Origin of the sequence: Zwartia panacis, from assembly GCF_030410395.1 — a bacterium.
Lineage (GTDB): Bacteria > Pseudomonadota > Gammaproteobacteria > Burkholderiales > Burkholderiaceae_B > Zwartia > Zwartia panacis.
Window position 1 is genome coordinate 160,258 of record NZ_JAUHHF010000002.1, and the last position, 17,763, is coordinate 178,020.

17 protein-coding genes are annotated in these 17,763 nt (G+C 54.2%); 8 read left to right on the forward strand and 9 right to left on the reverse strand.

Annotated elements, in window-relative coordinates:
• Positions 1-36 precede the first annotated feature (36 nt).
• From QWY30_RS03285 to minE, 4 genes are read left to right on the forward strand one after another with little or no spacing between them, the layout of a single operon-like run.
• Positions 37-1,803 (forward strand): glutamine--tRNA ligase/YqeY domain fusion protein, encoded by a 1,767-nt coding sequence (locus QWY30_RS03285; protein WP_290238231.1) that lies wholly within the window; start codon positions 37-39, stop codon positions 1,801-1,803.
• 20 nt (positions 1,804-1,823) lie between these two features.
• Entirely contained in the window at positions 1,824-2,723 is a 900-nt protein-coding gene (minC, locus tag QWY30_RS03290; RefSeq protein WP_290238233.1) for a septum site-determining protein MinC, read from the forward strand.
• Between the two features lie 32 nt (positions 2,724-2,755).
• Complete coding sequence (gene minD / locus QWY30_RS03295) at positions 2,756-3,571, forward strand: septum site-determining protein MinD (RefSeq protein ID WP_290238235.1); 816 nt, start codon at positions 2,756-2,758, stop codon at positions 3,569-3,571.
• Positions 3,571-3,828 carry a cell division topological specificity factor MinE gene (gene minE, locus QWY30_RS03300; RefSeq protein WP_290238712.1) on the forward strand — a complete coding sequence of 86 codons (258 nt, stop codon included), beginning with the start codon at positions 3,571-3,573 and terminating at the stop codon, positions 3,826-3,828. The genes minD and minE overlap by 1 nt, the downstream gene beginning before the upstream one ends.
• A gap of 4 nt (positions 3,829-3,832) precedes the next feature.
• Here minE and ettA read toward each other — a convergent pair whose 3' ends face one another.
• Positions 3,833-5,506, reverse strand: coding sequence for an energy-dependent translational throttle protein EttA (gene ettA / locus QWY30_RS03305; protein ID WP_290238236.1), 1,674 nt, complete (start codon positions 5,504-5,506; stop codon positions 3,833-3,835).
• Positions 5,507-5,615: 109 nt separating this feature from the next.
• Here ettA and QWY30_RS03310 point away from each other — a divergent pair, with 109 nt between their 5' ends.
• Positions 5,616-6,116 (forward strand): hypothetical protein, encoded by a 501-nt coding sequence (locus tag QWY30_RS03310; RefSeq protein ID WP_290238238.1) that lies wholly within the window; start codon positions 5,616-5,618, stop codon positions 6,114-6,116.
• 199 nt (positions 6,117-6,315) lie between these two features.
• Here QWY30_RS03310 and QWY30_RS03315 read toward each other — a convergent pair whose 3' ends face one another.
• The gene (locus QWY30_RS03315; protein ID WP_290238239.1) at positions 6,316-7,539 is read right to left on the reverse strand and encodes a CaiB/BaiF CoA transferase family protein; all 1,224 of its coding nucleotides are present in this window, start codon (positions 7,537-7,539) and stop codon (positions 6,316-6,318) included.
• 106 nt (positions 7,540-7,645) lie between these two features.
• Here QWY30_RS03315 and QWY30_RS03320 point away from each other — a divergent pair, with 106 nt between their 5' ends.
• The 3 genes from QWY30_RS03320 to QWY30_RS03330 are packed head-to-tail and all read left to right on the forward strand — an operon-like array spanning position 7,646 to position 10,628.
• Entirely contained in the window at positions 7,646-8,461 is an 816-nt protein-coding gene (locus tag QWY30_RS03320; protein WP_290238241.1) for an IclR family transcriptional regulator, read from the forward strand.
• Positions 8,458-9,618, forward strand: a complete 1,161-nt coding sequence (locus tag QWY30_RS03325; RefSeq protein WP_290238243.1) for an acyl-CoA dehydrogenase family protein — start codon at positions 8,458-8,460, stop codon at positions 9,616-9,618. Before QWY30_RS03320 ends, QWY30_RS03325 begins: the two co-directional genes overlap by 4 nt.
• Positions 9,619-9,662: 44 nt before the next feature.
• A complete protein-coding gene (locus QWY30_RS03330) occupies positions 9,663-10,628 on the forward strand; it encodes a Bug family tripartite tricarboxylate transporter substrate binding protein (RefSeq protein WP_290238245.1) in 966 nt (321 codons plus the stop codon).
• 42 nt (positions 10,629-10,670) lie between these two features.
• Here QWY30_RS03330 and QWY30_RS03335 read toward each other — a convergent pair whose 3' ends face one another.
• The 7 genes from QWY30_RS03335 to QWY30_RS03365 all read right to left on the reverse strand — a co-directional run bounded on the left by QWY30_RS03335 (position 10,671) and on the right by QWY30_RS03365 (position 17,695).
• Positions 10,671-11,675 carry an ABC transporter ATP-binding protein gene (locus tag QWY30_RS03335; RefSeq protein ID WP_290238247.1) on the reverse strand — a complete coding sequence of 335 codons (1,005 nt, stop codon included), beginning with the start codon at positions 11,673-11,675 and terminating at the stop codon, positions 10,671-10,673.
• Positions 11,672-12,646 (reverse strand): ABC transporter ATP-binding protein, encoded by a 975-nt coding sequence (locus QWY30_RS03340; protein ID WP_290238249.1) that lies wholly within the window; start codon positions 12,644-12,646, stop codon positions 11,672-11,674. The genes QWY30_RS03335 and QWY30_RS03340 overlap by 4 nt, the downstream gene beginning before the upstream one ends.
• A gap of 10 nt (positions 12,647-12,656) precedes the next feature.
• A complete protein-coding gene (locus tag QWY30_RS03345) occupies positions 12,657-13,571 on the reverse strand; it encodes an ABC transporter permease (protein WP_290238250.1) in 915 nt (304 codons plus the stop codon).
• Positions 13,571-14,560: an ABC transporter permease gene (locus tag QWY30_RS03350; protein ID WP_290238251.1), complete on the reverse strand. Its 990-nt coding sequence runs from the start codon at positions 14,558-14,560 to the stop codon at positions 13,571-13,573. Before QWY30_RS03350 ends, QWY30_RS03345 begins: the two co-directional genes overlap by 1 nt.
• 62 nt (positions 14,561-14,622) lie before the next feature.
• Positions 14,623-16,194, reverse strand: coding sequence for an ABC transporter substrate-binding protein (locus QWY30_RS03355; protein ID WP_290238252.1), 1,572 nt, complete (start codon positions 16,192-16,194; stop codon positions 14,623-14,625).
• A gap of 127 nt (positions 16,195-16,321) precedes the next feature.
• Positions 16,322-17,377, reverse strand: coding sequence for a cyclase family protein (locus QWY30_RS03360; RefSeq protein WP_290193817.1), 1,056 nt, complete (start codon positions 17,375-17,377; stop codon positions 16,322-16,324).
• A 186-nt stretch (positions 17,378-17,563) separates the two neighbouring features.
• Positions 17,564-17,695: a hypothetical protein gene (locus QWY30_RS03365; protein WP_259662067.1), complete on the reverse strand. Its 132-nt coding sequence runs from the start codon at positions 17,693-17,695 to the stop codon at positions 17,564-17,566.
• Positions 17,696-17,763: the final 68 nt, after the last annotated feature.

The window sequence follows — 17,763 nt, forward strand, 5'->3', positions numbered from 1 at the left end:
CCTTATCGCTCGCAATGGCCGACCCAACATTCTTGTATGACCTCTGAAACCAACGCCCCCGTTACGACTAATTTTCTGCGCAACATCATCGAGTCCGACCTCGCCTCCCAGCGATTTGCGGGCAAGCGCTGGGCAGGTCACCCCGGTCCGGCACAGGTGCAAGCGACGGGGGCACTCGACTCCGCACGGATTCGCACGCGCTTTCCGCCCGAACCGAATGGTTACCTGCACATCGGACACGCCAAGAGTATCTGTCTGAATTTCGGTCTGGCGCGTGACTATGGCGGTATTTGTCATTTGCGTTTTGACGATACGAACCCCGAAAAAGAAGAGCAAGAGTATGTGGACGCCATCATCGATGCCGTCAAATGGCTCGGCTTTGACTGGACCGTGGATGGCAAAGAGCATCTCTATTACGCCAGCAGTTATTTTGAGGACATGTACGCCTTTGCCGAGGCGCTGATCGAAGCCGGACACGCCTACGTCGACGAGCAAAGCCCAGAGGAAATGCGCGCCATGCGCGGCACTCTTACCGAACCTGGTCAAAACTCGCCCTACCGTGATCGACCCGCAGCCGATTCAGTGCGCCTGTTGCGCGAAATGCGCGCAGGCAAGCACCCCGATGGCAGCATGGCGCTGCGGGCACGCATCGACATGGCCTCGCCCAACATCAACATGCGCGACCCCGTGCTCTATCGAATCCGTCATGCCGCGCATCACCGAACTGGCACGCAGTGGTGTATCTACCCCATGTACGCCTTTGCGCATCCGATCGAAGACGCCCTTGAGGGCATCACACACAGTATTTGCACACTTGAGTTTGAAGACCAGCGGCCCTTTTACGACTGGACACTCAACCGTCTGCAGGAGTTAGGCAAGTTTTCCTTGCCTTTGCCCCACCAGTACGAGTTCGCCCGTCTCAATATCAGTTACATCGTCACCAGCAAGCGCAAGTTATTACAGCTCGTCAAAGAAGGTCACGTGAATGGCTGGGATGATCCGAGGATGCCGACACTGGCGGGCCTGCGCCGGCGTGGTTACACTGCGGCCGCGCTCCGCCTGTTCTGCGAGCGCACGGGCGTCTCCAAATCCAATTCACGCATCGATTACAGTCTGCTGGATCAGGCTTTGCGCGAGGATCAAGACCCTCTGGCACCCCGTTCCGTGGCGATCCTGGATCCCCTCAAACTGGTGATCACCAATTTTCCCGAAGGACATGCGGAAATCTGCCATGCGCCTCGCAACCCGCATGATCCCAACGCCGGTCAGCGTGAATTTCCACTTACCCGCGAGGTCTGGATTGAGCGTGAAGACTTTGCCGAAGTTCCACCTAAAAAGTACTTTAGATTATTCCCCGGCAACTCGGTCAGATTGAAATATGGTTATGTCGTGACATGCACAGGCTGCGTCAAGGATGCCGCGGGCAATATCATCGAGGTTCACGCTGAGTACAACCCGGAGACCAAAAGCGGTACACCGGGCTCGGATGCGGTCAAGGTCAAGGGCAACGTCACCTGGATTAGCTGCGCGTCGGCTGTACCCGCGGAAATCAGGCTGTATGACCGGCTGTTCTCTGAGCCCTTCCCGGACGCCGGAGACCGGGAGTTTCTGGACTACCTCAACCCGCTATCTGTCCAAACCGTTCAGGCGTGGCTTGAGCCAGGCACTTCCCTTGAACCCGGCATCGTCTCCCAATTTGAGCGTCTGGGGTATTTTGTGATCGACACCAAGGACTCGACGCCCGAGCGTCCGGTCTTTAATCGCGTGACGACCCTCAAAGACACCTGGGCGAGCGCCAGCTAGGTAAGGTATGATCCTCGCCAATGACGACTGAACTCTCCCCCCTCGAATTTAAAAGCGCCACACTGTATGCGATACGTGTGGTGCTTCAGCACTCCGACACAAAAGTACTGATCAAAGCGCTCAAAAAACGCATGGCCGATGCGGGTGCGTTTTTTGAAAACGAGCCTGTCGTGATCGACGCCATGCGTGTGGAAGAATCGATCGACTGGGCGCCGCTCATCGAGGCGTTCAAAAAGCACAAGCTGCCCGTGATTGGTGTCGTGGCCCAAGGCGATAATTTGGTTCAGGCACAAGCCTGCGGCCTCACGCCCGTGGACCTATCCGCAGCGCCGGCGCGGCATGCGTCCGATACGCAAACCGCTGCCTCTGTAGCCGAGCCTGTTACAGCGAGCTTGCCCACACCCGCGGCATCTGCTGAACCGACCGATTCAGCCGATTCGCAGTCCCGGACTGAGACAAAAGCCACTGTGGCGAGTACCACTGAAGCGAGTACCACTGACTCAAGCACCGCTGAGGAAAGTACCGCTTCAGCCAGCACCCCACATGCGGCAGCTACGCCGCAAGTTGCCCAAAATGCCTCGGCTGCGCCCACCATGGTCATCAAAGGACCATTGCGCTCCGGACAACGGGTCTACGCACGCAACAGTGACCTGATTGTGATGGGTGTGGTGAGTCGCGGCGCCGAAGTCATCGCCGATGGCAATATCCACATTTATGGCCCACTGCGTGGCAAAGCCATGGCAGGTGCGCGCGGTGATGTCGCCGCAAGGATTTTCACGACCGGCTTTGATGCCGAACTCGTCGCGATCGCTGGTATTTATCGCGTGATCGACACTAAACTTTCAGCCGAACTGCATCAAAAACCCGTTGTGATCCAACTGGAAAAAGATGCGCTTCATATCAACGCCCTCGGGCAGTAAAATTAACATTTCCATTTAAAGGTTCTCGCGTCATGACTCGTATTGTGGTGGTGACTTCAGGCAAGGGTGGCGTCGGCAAGACCACCACGAGTGCCAGCTTTTCCTCTGGTTTGGCCATGCGTGGTCACAAAACAGCTGTGATCGATTTTGATGTGGGTCTGCGTAACCTCGACCTCATCATGGGCTGTGAGCGTCGCGTGGTGTATGACTTTGTGAATGTGATCCAAGGTGAAGCCACCCTGAATCAAGCGTTGATCAAGGACAAAAACCTTGAAAACCTTTTTATCCTCCCCGCCTCGCAGACGCGCGACAAAGACGCGCTGTCCCTCGAAGGCGTAGGCAAGGTCATCAACGATCTGAAAGAAATGGGTTTCGAGTACATCGTGTGTGATTCGCCAGCTGGGATTGAGACGGGTGCGCTGCTGGCAGCCTATTACGCCGATGATGCGCTCGTGGTCACCAACCCCGAAGTCTCCTCTGTACGCGACTCCGACCGGATTTTAGGCATCTTAGCGTCCAAATCACGCCGTGCCATCGAGTCTGACGAGCCCATCAAAGAATATCTGTTGCTGACGCGATACAACCCCAAGCGTGTCGAGGACGGCGAAATGCTGTCGCTCAAGGATATCGAGGATATTTTGCGGATCAAACTGATCGGCGTGATTCCAGAGTCCGAGTCGGTGTTGCAGGCCTCCAACCAAGGCTTGCCTGCCATTCACATTGAAAAAAGCGATGTTTCCGAAGCGTATCGCGATGTTGTGTCACGCTACCTCGGCGAGGAAAAGCCCCTGCGTTTCGTGGATTACGAAAAGCCAGGCTTACTCAAGCGCTTATTCGGAGGTAAATGATGTCATTTCTGTCGTTTTTGCTTGGTCAGAAAAAAACCTCCGCCAACGTTGCCAAAGAGCGTCTGCAGATCATTCTGGCCCACGAACGTGTCGGTGGCGGCAACAACTCCCCTGACTACTTGCCCGCACTCCAAAAAGAGTTGATGGCCGTCATTTCCAAGTACGTGCAGATCAACCCCGAAGACATCAAGGTCCAGTTCGATAGACAGGATAGCCTTGAAGTCCTCGAGGTCAAGATCGAGATGCCTCAGCGTTGATCGATTAACGCAGCGCCTTGTAGCGGATTCGCTTGGGCGCTGCGCCCGCCTCGCCTAAGCGGCGTTTCTTGTCCGCTTCGTATTCCTGATAATTGCCATCAAAGAACACCACCTGGGAGTCGCCCTCGAACGCGAGGATATGCGTGGCGATACGATCCAGGAACCAGCGATCATGACTGATCACCATCACAGAGCCTGCAAACTCCAGGAGTGCGTCCTCGAGCGCGCGCAAGGTTTCCACGTCCAGATCGTTTGACGGTTCGTCCAGCAGCAACACATTGCCACCCGTAATGAGCGTTTTGGCCAAATGCAGGCGCCCTCGCTCACCACCCGAGAGCTGACCGACCATCTTGCCCTGATCTGCGCCTTTGAAATTGAAGCGTCCCAGGTAGGCACGCGCAGGCATTTCAAAACGTCCAACCGTGAGCAGATCGGCACCGTCAGAAATCGTGTCAAACACAGTTTTGCCGTCAGGCAACGCGTCACGAGACTGATCCACAAAAGCGATCTTGACGGTCTGACCGATTTTGACCTCGCCACTGTCAGGTTTATCCTGGCCCGCGATCATGCGGAACAAAGTCGATTTACCCGCGCCGTTTGGACCAATGATGCCGACAATCGCGCCTGGTGGAACACGGAAACTCACGTTATCCATGAGCAGCTTGTCACCAAAGGCCTTGCTGACGTTCACGAACTCAATCGCCTCGTTACCCAGGCGCTCGGCCACAGGGATAAAGATCTCCTGGGTTTCATTGCGCTTTTGATATTCGTGCGAGGAGAGCTCCTCAAAACGCGTCATACGCGCTTTGGCCTTGGCCTGACGTCCTTTAGCGTTTTGGCGCACCCACTCCAGCTCTTTCTTGATGGTTTTCTGACGCGCCGACTCGCTCGCCTCTTCTTGCTTGAGTCGGTCGTTCTTTTGTTCGAGCCAGGAGCTGTAATTGCCCTTCCAGGGAATGCCGTGACCACGGTCGAGCTCGAGAATCCACTCTGCGGCGTTATCCAGGAAATAACGGTCGTGGGTAACACCCACTACGGTTCCGGGGAACTTGGCCAGAAACTGTTCCAGCCACTCGACGCTTTCGGCATCCAGGTGGTTGGTCGGCTCGTCTAGCAGCAGCATATCTGGCTTGGAAAGCAACAAACGGCAGAGCGCCACACGACGCTTCTCACCACCGGAGAGCTTGCCAACATTGGCGTCCCAAGGAGGTAGACGCAAAGCATCGGCGGCGATTTCCATTTGTGTTTCAGTATCGTCTGAGCCGCTTGAGGCCGCAGCGGAAATGATGGCTTCGAGCTCAGCCTGTTCGGCTGCAAGCGCATCAAAGTCTGCATCAGGTTCCGCATATGCGGCGTACACCTCGTCGAGACGCTTTTTAGCCGCAACGACTGGGCCCATGCCCTCCTCAACCGCCTGCCGGACAGTGTGATCGGGATTGAGTTTGGGCTCTTGCTCCAGATAGCCGATATTGAGCCCCGGCATCGGAACGGCTTCGCCCTCGATTTCCTTGTCCACACCCGCCATGATCTTGAGCAAGGTGGACTTGCCTGAGCCATTCAGACCCAGCACGCCGATTTTGGCACCCGGGAAAAATGACAGGGAGATATCACGAAGAATCTGGCGCTTGGGGGGAACAATTTTGCCCACGCGGTGCATGGTGTATACGTATTGAGCCATAGGTCCATCAAAGAATAAAAGTCAATGCGCTATTGTAGGGCTTGGAGGGCGCTATGATGACGGCTGGATCGATTTTTACCTGGCCTGAACTGCCCTGAACTCCACTCCTATGACGACACCTGACCACGCGCTTCGCTTTACCGAACAAGAACTCGCCATGCTGGGTAAAACCGCGGACGGCCTGAGTGCCTATATGGGCAAGTCTGTTTTGGCTGAAATCGGGATGGATGACGATGCTGAATGGGTCATTTTTGCCATTCCGCTCGGTGTCGACGAAACCCCCGATGAAAAAGCCACGCACGTTCAAATGGGTGGGCCAGGTGCGCGCTTTGTCGGAAACCGGGGCGGGCTCGATCTTGATACGGAAGTCTATGACTGTCAGTATCTCTGGGCCATCCAGATTACCGAAGATCCCGAAGCACGTTTTGTGCGTCTGGACCAAAACGGCGATGAGTTTGACTTTGCTATGGAGCTTTCAGAGCTCTTGCCGTTTGACCTGACGGACGAGGCGCTGCCGGACCCGGACCTCGAATTGCTCGAGGATCTGGACGATGATGAAGATGATGAGCCCTCGAACGACTCAAACGATGCCCCCCCCTCTATTCACTGAGTCGTCATCAATCATGGATATCCTGGCTCTTATCATTACAGGCCTTTTTATTTGTTTCATATTATGGGTTACAACCGCATCCTTGGGGTTCCCTCTTGGAACACTCGTTGGTGTCGCAGCTGTGGCCATCATTGCTGGTGGGTATTTCTTATTTTTTTCTTCTCTATTTTCACTAGCAAAAATATTAGGTCTTCAATAATCAGATCACGCCCTTTACTTTTAAGCGCTGGATATCGTTCGCGGACAAACCGAGCGCACCAAAAAACGATTCGTTATGCTCTCCCACTGAGGGGCCACTGCGATGCGCTTGGGGCGCAGCACCACTGACTCTCGGCACCACGCAAGGCGCGGGGATTGTCCCCAAGTCGGGATCCTCGATTCGCATCACTGACTGTCGATATTTCACCTGTGGATCAGCCAGCACATCTTTGATATTGAACACCTTGGTGTAGGGTACGTCGGCCTGACCCAAAATCTGCTCAATTTCACTGAAGTCGTGACAGGCGAACCATTCAGAAATGCCCTGATCGATCACCTCGACATGACGACATCGTCCCGGATTTGTCTCAAAGCGCGGATCAGATAACCACTCAACATGACCGATCGCGTGGCAAAGACGGCTAAAAATGGGATTGGAGGAGGCCACCAGGGTCACCCAGGTATGATCTTTACTGCGATACATGTTGGATGGCGCGGTGTAGTCGGCGCGATTTCCGACATGACTGCGGGTGTAGCCCAAGACTTCTTGCTCAACCGCGAGTGGATCGAGCAAGCGGAAAATCGCCTCAGTCGCGGACAAGTCAATTTCAAAACCGCCCAACTCAGGACGCGCGCGAAGTGATGCCATCGCGGACGCGATACTGAAAGCGCCGAACACACCTGTGATCAGATCACCAATTGGCAAGTTGGGATGCTGGGGACCACTTTCAGGTGTACCAATCAGATTCGTCAAACCACTCATGGCTTCAAATATCCTGGCAAAGCCCGGACGCTTGGCATAAGGGCCCGTTTGACCAAAGCCCGTGATGCGTAACACGACTAATTGAGGGTTGGCCGCATGCAATGTCTTTAAATCCAACCCCCACTTGTCCAGCGTGCCGGTGCGAAAGTTTTCGACGAGCACATCGGTGCGGGCAATCGCTTTGAGAAACAATTCGCGTCCCTCTGGCTTGCGCACATCGAGCGTGATGCCCCGCTTGTTGCGGTTGACGACTTTCCAATACAGCGCATGCTCAGGCGTCGTGGGCGCCAGCCCTCTCAATGCATCCGAGCCATCGGGCAATTCAACTTTGGTGACATGCGCGCCAAGATCGGCACAAAGTGTCGCGGCAAAAGGCGCAGCAAGGACAGTCGACAGGTCCAGGATATTGACACCCTCAAGCATGGGGCGGCGGGCGGGCGAATGATCAGTTTCTGGTTGCATGAGGATATTTGAGCAGATTCGCAGGCATCTGAGACGGCTGTTTCGCACAGCGAAACACTAGTAAATTTAGGTTGTTCCCCATTCGACAATCCCTCAAGATATGAACATGAACCAAGCGCCCCAATCGATGGAGACCGATCGTCAGTTTGCAATCAACCTGAGCCGCGGGCTACAGGTGTTGCGCGCCTTTACGCCTTCTGACTACCTGCTTGGCAATCGGGAACTCTGTGAAAAGACGGGATTGCCCAAAGCGACGATTTCGCGGCTGACCTATACCCTAGATCAGCTGGGCTATCTCACGCGCATCGATCGTTTGCAAAAATACAGACTTGGACCCGGCGTCCTGATGCTGGGTTATCCGATGCTGGCCAGCATGGAAATCCGCCACCTGGCGCGACCCCACATCGAAAAACTCGCTGCCCAGACAGGATGGACCGTCAATCTGGGCATGCTCGGTAAGCTAGAGGTGGTGTACATCGATGCGCTGCGTATTGATCGGGGAAATTTTTTAAAACCCGATATCGGAAGTGCGCGACCTTTACTCACCACCGCGCTTGGGCGAGCGTTGCTCTTCGCAAGTCATCCCGCGCAACGCGACTCGATCCTGAATCGATTGAAAATCGAAGATTCCGCACAATATGCCGCTGACTTTCCCTATTACGAGAAAGATCGGTCGTTCTACGAAAAAAATGGCTTTTGTCTCAGTCGTGGTGACTGGAAACGCAATGTACTGGCGGTTGCGGTGCCGCTCAATGTCGCGTCTGACGACCACCTGCAGATCGGTATGAACTGCACGATCAGTACCGCTCGACTGACAAAAGCTGAACTTCTTAAAAACATCATTCCCTATTTATTTGAAGCCCGTCACAACATTGAGCGCGACAGCGGAAAAATTGTGACCCCTGCTGGAACATCATCATGATTAATGACTCGACATTGAACGCCAAACGCCTCGAAGATATACGACAGTTTGTACGCGACATCGCCATTCCCGCAGAAGCCCAGGTCGTCAGAGACAACCAGATCCCCGAGGACATCGTGCAAATCATGCGAGAGCGTGGCTACTTTGGCTGGAGTATCCCGCTTGAGTATGGCGGTGCGGGCATGACAACAGAAGAGCTCGCACTCGCCAACATGGAACTTTCCAAGGCAGCGACAGCCTTTCGCGCCCGGGCGGGCACCAACACGGGTATTGGTGCCGAGTCGATCATTCAGGACGGTACGCCAGAGCAAAAACGCGAGTGGCTACCTAAACTCGCCAGCGGTGAGGTCACAGGCTGCCTTGCATTGACCGAGCCCGATGCAGGCTCGGATGCAACGGCTTTGAAAACTTCCGCGATACCCGTCGCGTCGGGGGGCACTCAGCAATGGCGGATCAATGGCACCAAACGCTACATCACCAACGCACCGCTTGCCGAACTGTTCACGGTATTTGCCAGAACCGATCCCGATGACTTGTCACACCGTGGCATCAGTGCGTTTTTAATCCCGAGACATACACCAGGCCTGAGCACCGGTCCTGAACATCGAAAAATGGGTCAATCAGGGTCTCCCGTATCCGAGGTTTATCTCCACGATGTGCTGGCGAGCAGCGAGCAAATTGTCGGCGGGATTCCTGGCAAGGGGTTTGCGACCGCCATGAAAACACTGAACAAGCAACGCATCAATCTGGCAGCGCTTTGCATCGGTCCCGCGATGCGGCTGCTTGATGAAGCACTTGTCCATGTCAAGAAGCGCGAGCAGTTTGGCAAACCCATCGCGGAGTTTCAGCTTGTCCAGGCCATGCTGGCAGAAAGCCAAGTTGAAATCTCGGCCGCGCGCAGTCTGGTGCTGGAGACCGCACGCGCACGTGATAACGGTGAGGATGTGACGACACAAGCCTCAATTTGCAAATACTACGCCTCAGAGATGTGCGGGCGTGTCGCAGATCGGGTTGTGCAGATTTTTGGTGGAGCAGGTTACTGCGCGGATATCGGCGGTCCCATAGAAATGCTGTACCGGGATGTCAGGCTGTTCCGCTTGTACGAAGGGACCAGTCAAATCCACTTGCTGAACATCGCCAAGCGGATCATGAAGTAGTTTTTCTTTCAATTAGCAGAATAACGAGTTTTCTGGAGGTAGACATGAAAATAATGACCCGTATCGCCTTAGCTCTGAGTTTGACCTTGAGCGCGTCAGGCTTGGCGCTTGCTCAAGATTGGCCTGTCAAACCCATCAAACTGATCTCCCCCTTCCCGGCGGGTGGTTCAAACGACATCGCCACACGAGTCATTGGCGAGCATCTGGCGACCCGACTCAAGCAACCCGTGGTCGTGGAAAACAGACCAGGAGCGAATACACGGATCGCGTCCGCACAGATCGCGAAAGCCGATCCGGATGGCTACACCTTGATGATGGCCGCAGCCCCACACACGACCAACCCCGCTTTGTTTGGACAACTGCAATACGACACGCTTAAGGACTTTACGCCCATTATCCAAGTCGTTCGTGCGCCTCTTTTCTTGCTGGTGCCCGCATCCTCACCGATTAAAACGACAAAACAACTGCTCGAACTCGCCGCCAAACCCGAGGCTGTGAATGTCTCAAGTCCTGGTAATGGAACAGGTCCACATTTGGCGATCGAGTTGTTTAACTATCTGGCCAAATCGAACATGACGCATGTACCCTATAAAGGCGATGCACCCGCGATGACAGATCTCGTGGGTGGTCAACTGACTGCGGGTGTACATCCAATCGTCGCGCCTCTGCCCTTCATCAAAAATGAACGGCTTCGTGCGATCGCCGTGTTTGGCTCACAGCGCTCGGCCTTGTTACCTGACGTGCCTTCGCTTGGCGAGCAAGGGTTCAAGGACACAGATGTCTATACCTGGTTTGGTCTGGTCGGTCCGGCGAAACTGCCAGCGAATATCGTGACGCGCCTGAACAAAGAGATTAATGAAATCCTGGCGCAGCCCGATGTGAAAGAGCGCTTTGTGTCGATTGGCATGGAGCCTGTCGGCGGTAGTTCAAAAGAGTTTGAACAATACATCGAAACAGATATCAAGAAATGGAACGAGCTCGTCAAGGTACGTAATATCAAGACGAACTGATTTTCCGTTCAGGCTGACCGGTGCATGGACTGAACACCACGTTTAGACCTGCATCGGCCAACCTTCTGCGACACCATGACAGGCGATTTCCACACCTTTGAAGTTCTGTGTAGCAGGTGCTTCACTTTTGCATCGTTCGCGGGCAAAGGGACAGCGTGGATGAAAGGTGCAGCCTGAGGGCGGATTCAGCGGATTGGGCACTTCACCCGCGACAGGGGTGCGCTTGCGTCCCTGCCCGGTCATATCGGGGATCGCCGAGAGCAACATCCGCGTGTAGGGATGCTGGGGATTGGAGAATAAAGTGTCCCGATCCGCGATTTCGACAATGCGACCGAGGTACATCACACCCACGCGGTCGGCGACATGGTGGACCACCGCGAGGTTGTGTGAAATGAACAGATAAGTCAGGCCAAGATTTCTCTGAAGATCTTTCATGATGTTCAGGACTTGTGCCTGAACTGAAACGTCGAGTGCGGAAGTCGGTTCATCACAGACCAGAAACTCAGGATTGACCGCCAAAGCTCGCGCAATCGAAATGCGCTGTCTTTGTCCGCCAGAAAATTGATGCGGAAAACGTGACTTGTCCGAGGCGTGCAGTCCCACCTGGGTCAACAACACATCCACGCGGGCATCGCGTTCCTGCTCGGTCATATTCGTGTGTGCCAGCATCGGCTCGGCAATAATGCGCCCGACCCGCCAGCGCGGATTCAGACTCGCATACGGATCCTGAAAAATCATCTGCAGACGCTTGCGCAAAGCCAGACCCGAGCGACCCTGCATGTTTGAAATCGGCTGGCCATCAAAAGTAATGGTCCCACGCGTGAGTGGATAGAGTCCCACCAGCATGCGGGCAATGGTCGACTTTCCGCAACCGGACTCGCCTACCAGTGCCAGGGTTTCGCCCTTGCGGATGCCGAAAGAAACACCATCGACTGCGCGCAAGATACTACGGGGCTTGCGAGACAATACACGCTCGAGCCATGGCGCCGAGACATCAAACCATCTGGCAGCATCGTGAACTTCAACCAAAGGACGCTCTGTGCTCATGACGCCTCCTGGGGTGCATGTAACCAGCAGGCGGCTTGCGACGTCCCGACCTGGATAATTTCAGGGCGCTCTTCGCGGCAGCGATCCATGACTTTAGGACAACGCGGATTAAACGCACAGCCCTGTGGAATGGCCGTCAATCTTGGCATCGAGCCATCAATCTGCACCAAACGCTCAACATGATGATGAATCGAAGGAATCGAACCCATCAAACCGACAGAGTATGGGTGTTTGGGGGAGTGAATCACATCACGTACTTTGCCGATTTCGGCCACACGCCCCGCGTACATCACGACCACGCGATCTGCGGTTTCAGCAATCACGCCCATGTCATGCGTGATCAGCATCACAGCGGCACCTTGTTCACGGCACATCTTTTTCAGCAATTCGATAATTTGCGCCTGGATGGAAACATCCAGCGCAGTGGTGGGCTCATCTGCCACGATTAATTTTGGTTGCGCGGCAAGTGCCAGCGCGATCACTACGCGTTGGCGCATGCCACCCGAAAATTGGTGGGGATAATGATCGATACGCTCACGCGCAGCCGGAATGCCGGTCGACTCGAGCAGTTCGATGGCGCGCTGACGTGCCTGCGACCACGTCATGGGCAAGTGCGTCACAATCGTTTCCGCGAGCTGATGACCCACGGTGTAAAGCGGATTTAACGAGGTCAGCGGATCCTGAAAGATGGCACCGATCTCGCGGCCACGAATGGTGCGCATCTGATCGTCGGTCAGGTTATCGATCCGTCTACCCTCAAGCAGGATCTCCCCGCCTGAGACACGACCAGGAGGTTCAAGCAAACCGATGATGGCTGCGCCTGTCAGGGATTTTCCCGCCCCTGATTCGCCTACCACGCCAACCACCTCGCCCGCAGCAATTGAAAAGGAGACGTCGTTTAGAGCTTTCAAAGTACCGCGTCGTGTCGGAAACTCGACACTGAGGTTTTTGATTTCCAGAATATTAGACATGTCTGTGCCCTCAACTCAAACGGGGATTCAAGGCATCACGCAGCCAATCCCCAAGCAGGTTGACAGACAACACCAGCAACACCAGCGCAGCACCCGGGAAAATGGTGATCCACCACTCCCCGGAAAATAGAAAATCATTCCCGATCCGGATCAGCGTGCCCAAAGAAGGCGAAGTCGGCGGCACACCGACTCCCAAAAAGGACAGCGTCGCTTCGGTAATGATCGCGGTCGCCAGATGAACTGTTGCCAACACCAATACAGGACCCAGGACATTCGGCAACACATGACGGAACATGATGACAGGCGAGGAAATGCCGATCACTCGCGCAGCCTGGACGTATTCGCGATTTTTTTCAACGAGTGTGGAGCCTCGGACAGTACGGGCATACTGTGGCCATCCCGCCAGTGCAATCGCACCGACCAGTACAGGGAAAGCGATCACCTCATGCATATCACCGGGGACGACTGCGCGTGCCACGCCATCGATTAATAAGGCGATCAAAATAGCAGGGAACGACAGTTGCACGTCGGCCACGCGCATGATCAAGGCATCGATGCGACCACCTGCGTAACCCGAAATCAGACCCAGCACAACGCCCAGCAGCATGGCTCCAGCGACAGAGGCCAAACCAATCAACAACGAAACCTTGGTGCCGTACATCAGGGCTGATAGCAGATCGCGACCCTGACTATCTGTGCCCAACAGGTATTTGGCGGTGCCATCCTCATGCCATACCGGTGGCTTGAGCGCATCGAGCAAATCGATGGTTGCCAAATCAAAGGGGTTGTGAGGTGCGATCCAACCCGCGCCAAAAGCAGCGATCAGCATGACCAGCAAAATAATTGTGGCAATAATCGCGACTGGCGTGTGACGCCATGACCACGCAAGATCACCGTCCCAGAATTTCGAGAATGAGGCGCGCATCAATGTCCCCCTCCCGATTTGCCAAGTCCGACGCGCAATCTTGGATCAACGGCGAAATACAACAAATCAACGATCAGATTAATCACCACAAAAATAAATGAGATCAGACATAGGTAGGCGGCCATCACCGGGATATCGGCGAACTGAACGGCCTGGATAAACAACAACCCCATACCCGGCCACTGAAACACCGTTTCCGTCACAATGGCAAAAGCGATGATGCCGCCGAGCTGCAAGCCCATAATCGTAATCACAGGCACAAGTGTATTTTTAAGCGCATGACCAAAATGAATCGCTCGCTTGGTCAGACCTCGGGCGCGCGCGAACTTGATGTAATCGGCGCGTAACACCTCCAGCATCTCTGAGCGCACCAGGCGCAAGACGAGGGCAACCTGAAAAAGCGAGAGTGTGATGGCCGGCAAAATGAGATGTTTCCACCCGCTCGCCGTCAACAAGCCCGTCGTCCACCAGCCCAGACGGACCGTTTCACCCCGACCGTAACTCGGTAGCCAGCCAAGCTGGACAGAGAACACCAGAATCAACAAGATGCCGATGAGAAATGTCGGTAAAGAAACGCCGAGTAATGAAAACGCCAGAAAAGCTTGCGATAACTTGCCGTTTCGCTTGAGCGCAGTGTAGACACCCAGTGGGATGCCGACGACCAAAGCAATCAACGCAGCAGCGATGGACAGCTCTAGTGTGGCCGGTAGTCGATCGCTCAAGAGTACGGAGACCTTTTGCCCTTGGCGCAGTGACAAACCAAAATCACCCTGCACAGCATTAGCGAGAAAGTGATAGAACTGCACGATGATCGGATCGTTCAGCCCGAGATCCTGGCGCAATTGCTCACGCTCTGCGGGCGTACCCTCTTGACCCAGCATGATCATGACAGGGTCGCCGACATACTGAAACAGGATAAAAGCCAGCAGCGCAACGGTCAACATCACGCCTACGGCCTGAAGCAACCGTCGAATAATAAAAGCGAACATGCAATCTCACAAAGATGCGAGCCTCTGCTCAGTTGCTCAGAGGCTCGCTTTAAAAACATCGATTAATCGATGCGTATCCACTCAATCACGGGACGATTGTCCGGACGGTGGATCATCTTGACGTTTTTCTTCATGGCCCATGGAATGATCTGATCATGCAGAGGAATCGCGCCAAACTCCTTGGCATGAATGCTCAGGGCTTCCTGAATCATGGCAGTGCGCTTGGCATCATCGGTTTCTGTCTTGATCGCATCGATCAGGGCATCAACCTTGGGGTTGGAGTAACCGCCATAATTGAACGCGCCACTTGCGCCGGTACCCTTTGTACGAATCAGGGACTCAAGCGTGTAGTACGCATCAAAGGTTGGAACGCCCCAGCCAAAGAGATAAATGCTGGTGTCGCCATTGGCCAGCTTCGGGAAGAATGTCGCGCGCGGCATCGCATTGAGCTTGGTTTTCACGCCAATCTTGGCCCACATTGCCACAACAGCCTGACAAATCGCTTCGTCGTTGATGTAGCGGTTGTTCGGGCAGTCGATTGTGAACTCGAGGTTGTTGTCGTAACCCGCTTCTTTGAGCAACTCGCGAGCCTTGACGGGGTCATAGGGAACCCGCTTGCCCAGTGCCTCTGAATATCCATTCACCTGAGGGGAAATCATGGCGCCTGTTGGCAAAGACATGCCACGCATCACAGACTTTTTGATCGCCTCGATGTCGATTGCGCGATAGAGCGCCTCACGCACGCGCACATCGGCGAGAGGATTTTTACCTTTGATGTTGCTGTACTTCAGCTCAGGACTTTTAACATCCATCGCAATGAAAATCGTACGGTACTCATTGCCGTCCAGCACGTTAACTTGTTTGCGCAAACGGTCCAGATCCTGTGCAGGCGGGTCGAGCACAAAATCTACTTCGCCAGAGAGCAACGCGGCGGTACGTGTCGCGTTTTGCTTGATCGGTGTGTAGACAATTTCAGTCACGTTGCCGGTTTTGGTGGGCTTGCCCCACCAGTCTGGATTTTCGACATATACCGTTTTAATGTCGACTTCGCGTGACTTGAGTTTATAAGGGCCTGTTCCCATCGCATTGCGGGCAGAGAAGCTCTCTTCTTTCTTGTTGAAATCCTGGGGTAATGCGGCGTTGTTCTTTTCCGCCCAGGCTTTGCTCATAATGCCGAGTGAGGGCAACTGACGCAGCAAGACAGGGTTAGGACCGGCTGTAATGACATCAACAGTCAGAGGATCAACGGCGACCACATCACTGATGCCCGCTACGTATGACTTGAACTGCGAAGAAGGCGCCATGGCGCGCTTAAGCGAAAACACCACGTCATCCGCTGTGAAAGGCGTGCCATCCTGAAACTTGACATTCGGACGCAACTTGAAACGCATCGTGGTGGGATTAATACGCTCCCACGAGGTTGCCAGCGAGGGGACAACTTCGTACTTTTCGTTGTATTTGACAAGAGGGTCATACACCCACAAGTTGGCCGCAATGTTCAAGCCTTCGTTTTGTGAATGAGGATCCAGTGTCAGGATATCGCCCTGACTGGTCCATTTGAATGTTTTGGCAAAACCCAAACCGGGCAACAGCATTGCCGCTGAGAGCGCGGCAGCAATAAAGGTACGGCGCATGGCACGCTCCTGAAATAGTGAAATAACTTGGTCATATTGCCCCACTCGCGATGCGTGCGTCAACCATAAGCTTATTCAAGCTTTCGTCAAACTTACAACATCGTCGAATAGGGTCTTGAAGGCATACTTAAACTGTTGCGACTGCCGTGGCGGGTGAGCCCACGGCGCCAGGTAAACGCAGTGGGGGCGCGGTCAGCAAGAAGCGATTACGACCATTTTTACGCAACCATTGCGCCAGCGGTGTCAGATAAAACATCTCACCCAGGTGAACACCCAGCTTGAACAAGCAATGCTCGTGCAAGGGCAGTGTCGCGCAACAACCAATGTGGCTGGTCGCTGGGTAAGTTTCCACCGCATAGTTGTCGGCCATCAATACAACCAGCTGGCTGTCGGTAATCCACTTGAGAAGCTTTTGATCTCGACCGTCGAGCGCCGCGCAGCTGTTTTCAAGCGTATGCAGATCTGGGTTGCCCTTCATGTCCATCAGCAGCTGTGCGAAACCTGTGTGCAGACACACCATGTCGCCAGGCTCGACGACGACTTTGTCCTGTTCCATCACCCGCATCAGTGTGTCGTAACCGATGATTTCACGCTTGTTACCAAAGTGCGCATGGAAATCAATCATGACGCCTCGACCTTGCACACAAGACTCGGCCATGTTTTGGATCCCAAGGGCCATGGCATTGGAAGTGGATTTATTTTCACCCGGTCCCGGTACGCCAGCATCTTTGCCATCGGTGGGTCCGATGATGTGCTCTCCTGCACGATAGCCGTTGTAATACACCGACTCTGGAATTCCGTCGCCATTGGCATCAAATCTTGAGCCCACGTGAGCCAGACTGTCCCATTGAGTGGAGTACTGAAGATGCATCACGACCAGATCATCGCTGATCACGTCGGTTTGCTGGTCGTTGTCACGAAACAGACCGTAGTTCATGTTGGGGCGATCGCCACGCAAGGTGGGACGGATTACAGGTGGAAATCGCCGTGGATTCAACAAGTTACCGCCTGGTAGGTCAAGTGGCAGGCTGAGGCAGAAAGGCTGAAACTCTTTAACCTCGGCAATACCTTGCTTCAGTTTTTCAGGAGTCAGCAAATTAATCCGACCGCGTTGGTCGTCCTCACCAAAATCACCCCAGGTCGATCCCTCTGGACGGTTGACCCAACGTTTATTCCCACTCATATTTGTTCTCCTGATGTTATTGGTGCATTCAATGATTTCAATCATAAACGAGTGCGACGGACGCCTCGGTGCAAAGGGAGTATCTGAAAAAGTAAAAGGGCCGCAAACCTAATGGTTTGCAGCCCAGTACTTGATTCAACTACTTTGATTCAAGCGCTCAGAGTAAGCGGTCAGAATGCCAAAAACTCAGGCTTTCTTGACTTTTTCCAGCATTTTGAACACGCCTTTTGGAGCGTTGACGAACAGGCGCTTAAAGGCCTTGCCCAAGCAACGACGCTCAAGTGTGTTGCGACGCGTACGTTTTGTTTCTGAAGCCATAGCAATTCTCCGGTAACGAACCTCGTATATTACCCTATATCCGGCCAGAGTATTCGTCTGGTTTTCCA